The following is a 10,811-nucleotide window of genomic DNA, read 5'->3' on the forward strand; positions in this document are numbered from 1 at the left end:
CAGGCGCGATGATGAATCCATTAATTATCAAACTCGGTGGTGTACTGCTGGACAGCGAAGAAGCGCTGGAGCGTCTGTTTACTGCGCTGGTGAACTACCGCGCTGAGCACAAGCGCCCGCTGGTGATTGTTCACGGGGGCGGCTGCGTGGTGGATGAGCTGATGAAAGGGCTCAATCTGCCGGTGAAAAAGAAAAATGGCCTGCGTGTTACGCCTGCCGATCAAATTGACATCATCACTGGTGCGCTGGCGGGAACAGCTAATAAAACGCTGTTGGCGTGGGCGAAGAAGCACCATATTGCGTCTGTCGGTTTGTATCTCGGCGACGGTGACAGCGTGAAAGTTTCCCAGCTCGACGAAGAACTGGGTCACGTTGGGTTGGCACAGCCGGGTTCACCAACCCTGATTAACACTCTGCTGGAAGGCGGTTTCCTGCCAGTGGTGAGTTCCATCGGCGTGACCGAAGAAGGCCAGCTGATGAACGTGAACGCCGATCAGGCGGCTACTGCGCTGGCGGCAACGCTGGGTGCCGATTTGATTCTGCTTTCCGATGTTAGCGGCATTCTGGATGGCAAAGGCCAGCGCATTGCGGAGATGACTGCGGCGAAAGCAGAGCAGCTTATCGACCAGGGCATCATCACCGATGGCATGATTGTGAAAGTGAATGCGGCGCTAGATGCGGCGCGTACGCTGGGCCGCCCGGTTGATATCGCCTCGTGGCGTCATGCCGAGCAGTTGCCGTCGCTGTTTAACGGCACGCCGATTGGCACGCGTATTCTGGCTTAATATTTCATGCCCGGCGGCGCATCGCTTGCCGGGCCTTCAAAGACGATGATGTTATTACGGTAAACACCGTAGGCCGGATAAGCGTAGCGCCATCCGGCAAAAAACAAATTAATAAGGAAGCATGTTATGGCACTTTGGGGCGGGCGTTTTACTCAGGCAGCAGATCAGCGGTTCAAACAGTTCAACGACTCTTTGCGCTTTGACTATCGCCTGGCGGAGCAGGATATCGTTGGCTCTGTTGCCTGGTCCAAAGCGCTGGTGACTGTCGGCGTGCTGACCAGCAGTGAACAGCAGCAGCTTGAAGGAGCGTTGAATGTGCTGCTGGAAGAGGTGCGGGCGAACCCGCAGCAAATCCTTGAAAGCGATGCCGAAGACATTCACAGCTGGGTGGAAGGCAAGCTTATCGACAAAGTTGGCCAGTTAGGCAAGAAACTCCACACCGGCCGTAGCCGTAACGATCAGGTCGCGACCGATCTCAAACTGTGGTGTAAAGACACCATCACCGAACTGCTCAGCGCCACTCGTCAATTGCAGGGCGCTTTGGTTGAGACGGCGCAGAACAATCAGGATGCCGTGATGCCGGGTTATACCCATCTTCAGCGTGCACAGCCTGTGACGTTTGCGCACTGGAGCCTGGCGTATGTTGAGATGCTGGCGCGTGATGAAAGCCGTTTGCAGGACACGTTAAGACGCCTTGATGTCAGCCCGTTGGGCAGCGGCGCGCTGGCGGGAACGGCCTATGAAATCGATCGCGATGAGCTGGCTGGCTGGTTAGGGTTTGCTTCTGCGACTCGCAACAGCCTCGATAGCGTGTCCGACCGTGACCACGTGCTGGAACTGTTGTCGAATGCATCCATCGGAATGGTTCACCTTTCACGCTTCGCCGAAGATTTGATTTTCTTTAATTCCGGTGAAGCGGGCTTTGTTGAGCTTTCTGATCGCGTAACTTCTGGCTCTTCCCTGATGCCGCAGAAGAAAAACCCGGATGCGCTGGAGCTGATTCGTGGCAAATGCGGCCGCGTGCAAGGCGCGCTGACGGGCATGATGATGACCCTCAAAGGCCTGCCACTGGCCTATAACAAAGACATGCAGGAAGACAAAGAAGGGCTGTTCGACGCGCTGGACACCTGGCTCGACTGCCTGCATATGGCGGCGTTGGTGCTCGATGGCATTCAGGTGAAACGCCCACGCTGCCAGGAAGCGGCGCAGCAGGGTTATGCGAACTCTACAGAGTTGGCTGATTACCTGGTCGCGAAAGGCGTGCCGTTCCGCGAAGCGCACCATATCGTCGGTGAAGCGGTAGTGGAAGCTATTCGTCAGGGTAAACCATTGGAAGATCTCCCCCTTTCCGACCTGCAGAAGTTTAGCGCAGTGATTGGCGATGATGTTTATCCGATTCTGGCGCTGCAATCGTGCCTGGATAAGCGTGCTGCGAAAGGTGGCGTATCGCCGAAGCAGGTGGCTCAGGCGATTTCGGATGCCCGCAGCCGCTTAGGGTAAATTCTGTAGCCCCGGCAAGCAGAGCGCCGCCGGGGAAACTGCCGGATGGCGCTTTGCTTATCCGGCCTACAAAAACAGAGCCTGGCTTATCGCCTGGCTTTTTTTTATGCAAAAAAAAGCGGACCACGGGGTCCGCAAAGTTCACGTTGGCTTTCGTTATTCATATCAGAGAGAGCTCTGAACGGGGTCGGTGGCTTCAAGGGTTAATGAGGTACCGCCTCGTTTATGTGCGCTATTATTGACCAGAAAGCTTGATAGGGATAATCGTTCGTTGCTATGCTATCTATCGCCATGAACTATCGTGGCGACGGAGGATGAATAATGAATATTCGTGATCTTGAATACCTGGTAGCGTTAGCTGAGCATCGTCATTTTCGCCGTGCGGCGGACTCCTGCCACGTCAGCCAGCCGACGTTAAGTGGGCAGATCCGCAAGCTGGAAGATGAGCTTGGGGTGATGCTGCTGGAGCGCACCAGCCGTAAAGTGCTGTTCACCCAGGCCGGTTTGCTGCTGGTGGATCAGGCGAGGACGGTGCTGCGTGAGGTCAAAGTGCTCAAGGAGATGGCAAGTCAGCAGGGCGAAACCATGTCCGGGCCGCTGCATATTGGCCTGATCCCGACCGTTGGCCCTTATCTGCTGCCGCACATCATTCCGATGTTGCATCAGGCCTTCCCGAAACTCGAAATGTATCTGCATGAAGCGCAGACGCACCAGCTGCTGGCGCAACTCGACAGCGGCAAACTCGACTGTGCCATTCTTGCGCTGGTCAAAGAGAGCGAAGCCTTTATTGAGGTGCCGCTGTTTGATGAGCCGATGGTGCTGGCGATTTACGCCGACCATCCCTGGGCTAACCGCGACGTGGTACCGATGGCCGATTTGGCCGGTGAAAAATTGCTGATGCTGGAAGATGGGCACTGCTTACGCGATCAGGCGATGGGTTTTTGCTTTGAAGCGGGTGCAGATGAAGATACCCACTTCCGCGCAACCAGCCTGGAAACGCTGCGTAATATGGTGGCCGCAGGCAGTGGTATCACGCTGTTGCCTGCATTGGCTGTTCCACCAGAACGTAAACGCGATGGCGTGGTTTACCTGCCGTGCATTAAACCTGAGCCTCGTCGTACTGTCGGCCTGGTCTACCGTCCGGGTTCACCGCTGCGCAGCCGCTATGAGCAGCTGGCAGAGGCCATCCGTACGCAGATGGATGGCCATTTCGACAAGCCGTTAAAACAGGCGGTTTAAGCCATTCAGCGCCGCTACCCGATAGGCTTCCGCCATGGTCGGGTAGTTAAAGGTGGTGTTAACGAAGTACTCGATGGTGTTACCGCCACCTTTCTGCTCCATTATCGCCTGGCCGATGTGAATGATTTCGGCCGCGCGCTCCCCGAAGCAGTGGATCCCCAAAATTTCCTTGGTTTCCCGATGGAACAGGATCTTCAGGGTTCCCACGTTCATCCCCACGATTTGTGCTCGCGCCAGGTGCTTAAACTGCGCCCGACCCACTTCATACGGCACTTTCATCGCCGTCAGCTGCTGCTCGGTTTTACCAACAGAACTGATTTCCGGAATGGTGTAGATCCCGGTTGGAATATCTTCAATCAGGTGCGCTGTTGCTTCCCCTTTCACCATCGCTTGTGCGGCGATACGACCTTGGTCATAGGCCGCTGAAGCCAGGCTCGGGTAACCGATAACGTCGCCCACCGCATAGATATGCGGGATCGCCGTCTGGTACATACTGTTAACCTTCAACTGACCGCGGCTGTCGGTTTGCAGACCGATATTTTCCAGCGCCAGGGAGTCGGTGTTACCGGTACGACCGTTGGCATACAGCAGGCAGTCGGCCTTGAGCTTCTTCCCGGATTTCAGGTGCATGATGACGCCGTCATCGCAGCCTTCAATTTTCTCATACTCTTCGTTATGGCGAATCACGACGCCGCTGTTCCAGAAGTGGTACGAGAGGGAGTCTGACATTTCCTGATCGAGGAATGCCAGCAGGCGATCGCGGGTGTTGATCAGGTCGACCTTGACCTCCATTCCGCGGAAGATCGACGCATATTCACAGCCGATCACCCCCGCACCATAGATGATCACATGGCGTGGTTCGTGGTGCAGGCTGAGAATAGAATCGCTGTCATAAACGCGCGGGTGCGAGAAATCCACGTCGTCCGGGCGATAAGGACGAGAGCCGCAGGCGATAACGAACTTCTCTGCTGTCAGCGTTTCGACAGACCCGTCGTGGCATTCCAGCGCGATAGTGTGTTCATCAATAAAGTGAGCGTTACCCTGAAGAATTTCGCAGTGGTTGCGCTCGTAGAATCCTTGTCGCATCCGCGTCTGCTGGTTAATCACGCTGTCGGCATGATTGAGAATATCGGCAAAAGAGGAACGAAGAAGTCGGGAGTGGTCGCTGTAGAGAGGGTTCTGGTTGAATTCAATAATGCGGCTGACGGCATGACGGAGCGCTTTCGACGGGATAGTCCCCCAGTGGGTACAACCGCCGCCGACGTTATGATAGCGCTCAATAACGGCGATACGGGCTCCAAGCTTGACCAGCCCCATTGCGGCACCTTCGCCGCCCGGGCCAGAACCAATTACTATTGCATCATAATCGTAGGTGTGTGGCATGGTAAGGCTTACCTGTTCTTATACATAAAAGCAACAGAATACTAACATCATTGCCGGGATAACCCAATTATCGTTGTGCTTTTTTCCGGCATCAAAGCACAAACCGCGCGTAAACAATCATTCACAAAGCACCTCAAACAGATTAGTTTTAATCTCTGGTATAGTGCCAGCAACGCAGAGGGAAGGATTCAGACATCGTGATGGGCGTAAGAGCGCAACAAAAAGAAAAAACCCGGCGTTCGCTGGTGGAAGCCGCATTTAGCCAGTTGAGCGGGGAAAGAAGTTTTGCCAGCCTCAGCCTGCGTGAAGTGGCACGTGAGGCGGGTATTGCGCCAACCTCGTTTTATCGCCATTTCCGCGATGTGGATGAACTCGGGCTGACCATGGTAGACGAAAGCGGGTTGATGCTGCGCCAGCTGATGCGTCAGGCACGCCAGCGCATCGCCAAAGGCGGCAGCGTTATCCGTACCTCTGTTTCTACCTTTATGGAGTTTATCGGTAATAATCCGAACGCCTTTCGCTTATTGCTGCGTGAACGTTCCGGCACCTCTGCGGCGTTTCGTGCCGCGGTGGCGCGTGAAATTCAGCACTTTATTGCGGAACTTGCTGACTATCTGGAAATCGAAAACCATATGCCGCGCGCCTTTACTGAGGCACAAGCCGAAGCGATGGTGACCATTGTTTTCAGTGCGGGCGCGGAGGCACTGGATGTCGGCCCTGAGCAACGCCGACAATTAGAAGAGCGACTGGTATTGCAACTGAGGATGATCTCCAAAGGCGCGTATTACTGGTATCGCCGCGAACAAGAAAAGACACATCATTCTGAATAACGTGAAGGACAAGCAATGAAACAGACAGGTCAAGACAGAGGTACGTTGTTGCTGGCGCTGATCGCTGGTTTATCCATTAACGGAACATTCGCTGCACTCTTCAGTTCTATCGTGCCGTTTTCCGTCTTCCCGCTTATCGCGCTGGTGCTGACGGTGTATTGTCTGCATCAACGTTATCAAAATCGCACCATGCCTGTTGGCCTGCCAGGGCTTGCCGCCGCCTGTTTCATTCTGGGGGTGTTGGTGTACAGCACTGTCGTGCGTGCAGAATATCCGGATATTGGCTCTAACTTCTTCCCGGCAGTACTGTCGGTGGTGATGGTGTTCTGGATTGCTTTCAGGATGCGTAACCGCAAAGCGGAAGTGACTGAGTAATTTCGTTGTTTTTAAGGCAGGTAAGCATCACGCTACCTGCCATTTTGCCGGATGGCGCTTCGCTTATCCGGCCTACAAAGGATTTATCTCCTGGTTAACCAGACCCCACACTCCATATGATGGGTGTAAGGGAACTGATCAAATAACGCCAGACGTTCTACCTTGTGGGTTTGACCTAACGTTTCCAGATTCTTGCAGAGTGTTTCCGGATTGCAGGAGATATAAAGGATGCGTGGGTAGGCCTGCACCATCTTCTCGGTTTCGCTGTCCAGCCCGCTGCGCGGGGGATCAACGAAAATCGTCTCACATTGATAGCTCTTCAAATCAATGCCCTGCAAGCGGTTGAAATCGCGCACGCCGTTCATTGCCTGAGTAAACTCTTCCGCTGACATACGGATGATTTGCACGTTATCAATGTGGTTGGCGGCAATGTTGTACTGCGCCGCGGCGACAGACGGTTTGGCAATTTCTGTCGCCAGTACGCGATCAAAGTTTCGCGCCAGCGCCAGCGAGAAGTTGCCGTTGCCGCAGTACAGTTCCAGCAAATCACCTTTCGAGTTTTGCGTAGCATCCAGTGCCCATTCGAGCATCTGAATGTTCATCGCGGCGTTCGGCTGGGTGAAGCTGTTTTCCACCTGGCGGTAAATCATTTCACGACCGCCAACCGGCAGGCGTTCATCAATATAGTCCTGATCCAGCGCGATTTTGGTTTTCGTCGCACGGCCAATCAGGTGCACATTCAGGTTGGCGACACGCAGGGCATCACGCAGTTTGGTTGCCGCTTCCTGCCATTCCTCATCCAGCTTCTTATGATAAAGCAGAGAGACAATCGCCTGATTGCTCATGGTGGTCAGGTAATCAATCTGGAACAGCTTGTGACGCAGCGTTTTCTCTGCTTTTACGCCGTCCAGCACCGCTTTCATTAATGCGTTGATTAACTCGCTGGCCGCCGGGAAGGTATCGACGCGAATACGCTGCTTCGTCTCTTGATCAAAAATGATGTGATAGAGATCGTCTCCGTCGTGCCACATGCGGAACTCGGCGCGCATACGGTAATGGCTCACAGGCGAGCGGAACACCTCCGGAACGGGTGCGTTATGGGGCGCCATCATACTTTGCAGGCGGACGACTTTCTCCGCCAGTTGGGCCTCGTACTGTTCTGTCGGCAGGTGTTCGGGGGTCATGATGCTTCCTGAAAGAGATGAATAACGCGGGGATTGTAGGGAATGCTCAGAGGATGTCCAGCCTTGATGTTTTCCGAAACGAAGCGGGACTTCCTCGACATAAGCCTGTTACTGAATGTAGCATCCTGTTTCCGGTCTTGTGAGTTAAAAGGGAATCCAGTGCAAATCTGGAGCTGACGCGCAGCGGTAAAGTAAGGCGAAATGAGAGCGTAAGCAGACACTGCCTTTGGCGGGAAGTCTTCATTTCATTACCCCGATTTTGTTCGGGGGCCTTCTAGCCCGAAGACCTGCCGGAGTACGTCGCAACGGATCTTCATCATCGCGAACTACTGATGAAGCCAGCGGCATCCTTCTTATTTATTGGATGCTTTAACAATGATTAAAAAAGCTTCGCTGCTGACGGCGCTCTCCGTCACAGCATTTTCTGGCTGGGCGCAGGACAGCAGCTCAGACACGATGGTCGTTACGGCAAATCGTTTTCAACAGCCTGTTAATACCGTTCTGGCGCCAGTGAGTGTCGTTACCCGTCAGGATATCGATCGCTGGCAGTCTCAATCTCTGACGGACGTCATGCGTCGACTGCCGGGTGTGGATATCGCCCAAAACGGCGGTATGGGTCAGCTCTCCTCTGTTTTCATTCGCGGTACCAACTCCAGCCATGTGCTGATTTTGGTGGATGGTATTCGCCTGAACCAGGCTGGTGTTAGTGGTTCGTCAGATTTGAGCCAGTTCCCTATTAGCCTGGTACAGCGTATCGAATATGTTCGAGGACCACGTTCTGCGGTGTATGGCTCCGATGCTATCGGTGGTGTAATCAACATTATTACTACCCGTGAGAAAGATGGCACTACGCTGAATGCAGGCGTGGGCTCACACGGTTATCAGGATTACAACGCCAGCACGCAGCAAAAGCTCGGCGACAATACACGCGTTACGCTCTCCGGGGATTACACCTATTCCAAAGGCTATGATGTGGTAGCGGATGGCAACAACGGCGGTGTCGCTCAGCCTGATCGCGACGGTTTTATGAGTAAAACGCTGTATGGCGCTCTGGAACATAGCTTCTCCGATGAATGGAGCGCATTTGTTCGTGGTTATGGTTACGACAACCGTACTGCGTATGACGGTTATTCCAGCCCTGATTCCACAGTGGATACCCGCCAACTCTATAGTCAAACCTGGGATGTGGGTGTTCGTTTCAACAATGACATCTTCCATTCCCAACTGCTTTCCAGCTACAGCCACAGCAAAGACTATAACTACGATCCAAATCTGGGTCGCTATGACTCAACGGCGACCCTCGATGAGGTCCAGCAGTACAATCTCCAGTGGGCTAACTCTGTCGATATTGGTCATGGCAACATCGGCGCGGGCGTTGACTGGCAGAAGCAAAGCACCGAGCCAGGGACAAGCTACGTTACCAATGGCTATGACTTGCGTAACACCGGCATTTATTTGACTGGCCTGCAGCAATTGGGTGATTTCACCTTCGAAGGTGCAGCCCGCGGCGATGATAACTCTCAGTTTGGTACTCATGGTACCTGGCAGGGCAGTGCGGCCTGGGAGTTTGTTGAAGGCTACCGCTTCGTTGCTTCCTATGGCACCGCGTTCAAAGCGCCTAATCTTGGTCAGCTTTATGGCTTCTACGGCAACGAAGATCTTGATCCAGAAGAGAGCAAGCAGTGGGAAGGTGCATTTGAAGGCCTGACTGCTGGTGTGAACTGGCGCCTGTCGGGCTACCGTAATGATGTGGATAACCTCATCGATTACGACAGCCATCTGCAGAAATACTACAACGTAGGCAAAGCGCGTATTAAAGGTGTTGAAGCCTCCGCATCGTTCGACACGGGACCATTGGCGCATACCGTAAGTTATGACTATCTGGATGCTCGTGACGCTCAGACCAATGAGCTGTTGTCGCGTCGCGCCAAACAGCAGGTGAAGTATCAGCTCGACTGGCAGGTGTATGACTTCGACTGGGGGCTGACCTACCAATATCTCGGTTCTCGCTACGATACAGACTTCAACACCTACCAGACTGTGAAAATGGGCGGCGTCAGCCTGTGGGATGTGGCGGTTTCATATCCGATCACCTCTAACCTTACAGTTCGTGGTAAAATCGCTAATCTGTTCGATAAAGATTACGAGACAGTTTATGGCTACGAAACTGCAGGACGGGAATACACCTTGTCTGGCAGCTACACCTTCTGATCTACGTCCCACCGTCCTGGTGTTTGATTCCGGGGTCGGTGGGTTGTCGGTCTATGATGAGATTCGGCACCTGCTGCCGGATCTCCATTACATCTACGCTTTCGACAATGTCGCCTTTCCTTATGGAGAGAAGACTGAAGCTTTCATTGTTGAGCGTGTCCTTGAAATTGTGACGGCGGTACAGGCTCGTTATCCACTGGCACTTGCCGTGATTGCCTGTAACACCGCGAGTACCGTTTCACTTCCTGCATTACGCGAAAAGTTTGCCTTCCCGGTTGTGGGCGTTGTGCCTGCAATAAAACCCGCGGCACGTTTAACCGCCAATGGCATTGTTGGGCTACTGGCGACGCGCGGAACGGTTAAGCGCCCTTATACGCATGAGCTGATTGAGCGCTTTGCTAACGAATGCCAGATAGAAATGCTGGGTTCTGCTGAGCTGGTGGTATTGGCGGAAGCGAAATTACACGGTGAGCCGGTGCCGCTCGATGAACTCCGTCGCATCCTGAAGCCGTGGCTGAGAATGCCAGAGCCGCCAGATACTGTTGTGCTGGGTTGCACTCATTTCCCTCTATTACAAGAGGAGCTGCTTGAAGTGTTACCAGAAGGAACCCGGCTGGTAGATTCTGGGGCTGCGATTGCACGACGCACGGCATGGCTTCTGGAGCATGAAGCGCCAGACGCGAAATCGACAGAGTCTAATATTGCCTTCTGTATGGCACAGACGGCAGAAACTGAACAACTTTTCCCCGTTTTACAGCGTTATGGCTTCGAAAGGCTCGAAAAACTGGCTGTTAACCAGGCGTTTGAGTAAAAAAGAGACGGTTGAAATCTTTTTTGCAAACAGCTCTTGTCAACGTCTCAGAACTCCCTATAATGCGCCTCCACTGACACGGAACAACGGCAGGCAAGCCGCCGGGTCAGCAGGGTTTCTCCGGAAATTCTGACAGAGAAAAGCGAAAAATAAATGCTTGACTCTGAAAGAGGAAAACGTATTATACGGGACCTCGAAACGGTGAGCGAAAGCCGCGTTTCAACTGCTCTTTAACAATTTATCAGACAATCTGTGTGGGCACTCAAAGTGACATGGATTCTTAACGTCCTCGGACGAAAAATGAATACCAAGTCTTATGAGTGAACACGTAATTCATTACGATAGTTTTTTCATGAGCATCAAACTTTAAATTGAAGAGTTTGATCATGGCTCAGATTGAACGCTGGCGGCAGGCCTAACACATGCAAGTCGAACGGTAACAGGAAGCAGCTTGCTGCTTTGCTGACGAGTGGCGGACGGGTGAGTAATGTCT

9 protein-coding genes, 1 rRNA gene and 1 riboswitch are annotated in these 10,811 nt (G+C 53.3%); of the genes, 8 read left to right on the forward strand and 2 right to left on the reverse strand.

What is annotated here, in order from left to right; translation table 11 throughout:
* Positions 1–8: 8 nt before the first annotated feature.
* The 3 genes from argB to oxyR all read left to right on the forward strand — a co-directional run bounded on the left by argB (position 9) and on the right by oxyR (position 3,524).
* Positions 9–785, forward strand: coding sequence for an acetylglutamate kinase (gene argB / locus ACLW56_RS13355; RefSeq protein WP_330984260.1), 777 nt, complete (start codon positions 9–11; stop codon positions 783–785).
* A 126-nt stretch (positions 786–911) separates the two neighbouring features.
* The gene (argH, locus tag ACLW56_RS13360) at positions 912–2,285 is read left to right on the forward strand and encodes an argininosuccinate lyase (RefSeq protein WP_330984261.1); all 1,374 of its coding nucleotides are present in this window, start codon (positions 912–914) and stop codon (positions 2,283–2,285) included.
* A 321-nt stretch (positions 2,286–2,606) separates the two neighbouring features.
* On the forward strand, positions 2,607–3,524 hold the full coding sequence (oxyR, locus tag ACLW56_RS13365; protein WP_330984262.1) for a DNA-binding transcriptional regulator OxyR: 918 nt from the start codon (positions 2,607–2,609) through the stop codon (positions 3,522–3,524).
* On the opposite strand, the gene sthA is transcribed toward oxyR, so the two are convergent.
* Positions 3,507–4,907, reverse strand: coding sequence for a Si-specific NAD(P)(+) transhydrogenase (gene sthA, locus ACLW56_RS13370; RefSeq protein ID WP_330984263.1), 1,401 nt, complete (start codon positions 4,905–4,907; stop codon positions 3,507–3,509). The two genes, oxyR and sthA, sit on opposite strands and share 18 nt — an antisense overlap.
* Positions 4,908–5,104: 197 nt before the next feature.
* Between sthA and fabR the strand changes: the two genes are divergently transcribed.
* Both fabR and ACLW56_RS13380 read left to right on the forward strand, forming a co-directional pair.
* Positions 5,105–5,737 carry an HTH-type transcriptional repressor FabR gene (gene fabR, locus ACLW56_RS13375; RefSeq protein ID WP_330984264.1) on the forward strand — a complete coding sequence of 211 codons (633 nt, stop codon included), beginning with the start codon at positions 5,105–5,107 and terminating at the stop codon, positions 5,735–5,737.
* Positions 5,738–5,752: 15 nt separating this feature from the next.
* Positions 5,753–6,112: a YijD family membrane protein gene (locus ACLW56_RS13380; protein ID WP_330984265.1), complete on the forward strand. Its 360-nt coding sequence runs from the start codon at positions 5,753–5,755 to the stop codon at positions 6,110–6,112.
* Between the two features lie 83 nt (positions 6,113–6,195).
* On the opposite strand, the gene trmA is transcribed toward ACLW56_RS13380, so the two are convergent.
* A complete protein-coding gene (gene trmA, locus ACLW56_RS13385) occupies positions 6,196–7,296 on the reverse strand; it encodes a tRNA (uridine(54)-C5)-methyltransferase TrmA (RefSeq protein WP_330984266.1) in 1,101 nt (366 codons plus the stop codon).
* Between the two features lie 115 nt (positions 7,297–7,411).
* Positions 7,412–7,606: riboswitch (cobalamin riboswitch) on the forward strand.
* Between the two features lie 65 nt (positions 7,607–7,671).
* Here trmA and btuB point away from each other — a divergent pair.
* The 3 genes from btuB to ACLW56_RS13400 all read left to right on the forward strand — a co-directional run.
* The gene (btuB, locus tag ACLW56_RS13390; protein WP_330984267.1) at positions 7,672–9,507 is read left to right on the forward strand and encodes a TonB-dependent vitamin B12 receptor BtuB; all 1,836 of its coding nucleotides are present in this window, start codon (positions 7,672–7,674) and stop codon (positions 9,505–9,507) included.
* The gene (murI, locus tag ACLW56_RS13395) at positions 9,452–10,318 is read left to right on the forward strand and encodes a glutamate racemase (RefSeq protein WP_330984268.1); all 867 of its coding nucleotides are present in this window, start codon (positions 9,452–9,454) and stop codon (positions 10,316–10,318) included. Before btuB ends, murI begins: the two co-directional genes overlap by 56 nt.
* Before the next feature lie 368 nt (positions 10,319–10,686).
* Positions 10,687–10,811 (forward strand): 16S ribosomal RNA (locus ACLW56_RS13400); the annotation flags it as partial.

The sequence above is a fragment of the Pantoea sp. sgz302252 genome (assembly GCF_047713085.1).
In the GTDB taxonomy this organism is placed as follows: domain Bacteria; phylum Pseudomonadota; class Gammaproteobacteria; order Enterobacterales; family Enterobacteriaceae; genus Scandinavium.

Coding starts and splice junctions, on each gene's coding strand:
- argB (WP_330984260.1), top strand. CDS start 9: ATGATGAATCCATTAATTATCAAACTCGGTGGTGTACTGCTGGACAGC.
- argH (WP_330984261.1), top strand. CDS start 912: ATGGCACTTTGGGGCGGGCGTTTTACTCAGGCAGCAGATCAGCGGTTC.
- oxyR (WP_330984262.1), top strand. CDS start 2,607: ATGAATATTCGTGATCTTGAATACCTGGTAGCGTTAGCTGAGCATCGT.
- sthA (WP_330984263.1), bottom strand. CDS start 4,907: ATGCCACACACCTACGATTATGATGCAATAGTAATTGGTTCTGGCCCG.
- ACLW56_RS13380 (WP_330984265.1), top strand. CDS start 5,753: ATGAAACAGACAGGTCAAGACAGAGGTACGTTGTTGCTGGCGCTGATC.
- trmA (WP_330984266.1), bottom strand. CDS start 7,296: ATGACCCCCGAACACCTGCCGACAGAACAGTACGAGGCCCAACTGGCG.
- btuB (WP_330984267.1), top strand. CDS start 7,672: ATGATTAAAAAAGCTTCGCTGCTGACGGCGCTCTCCGTCACAGCATTT.
- murI (WP_330984268.1), top strand. CDS start 9,452: ATGGCTACGAAACTGCAGGACGGGAATACACCTTGTCTGGCAGCTACA.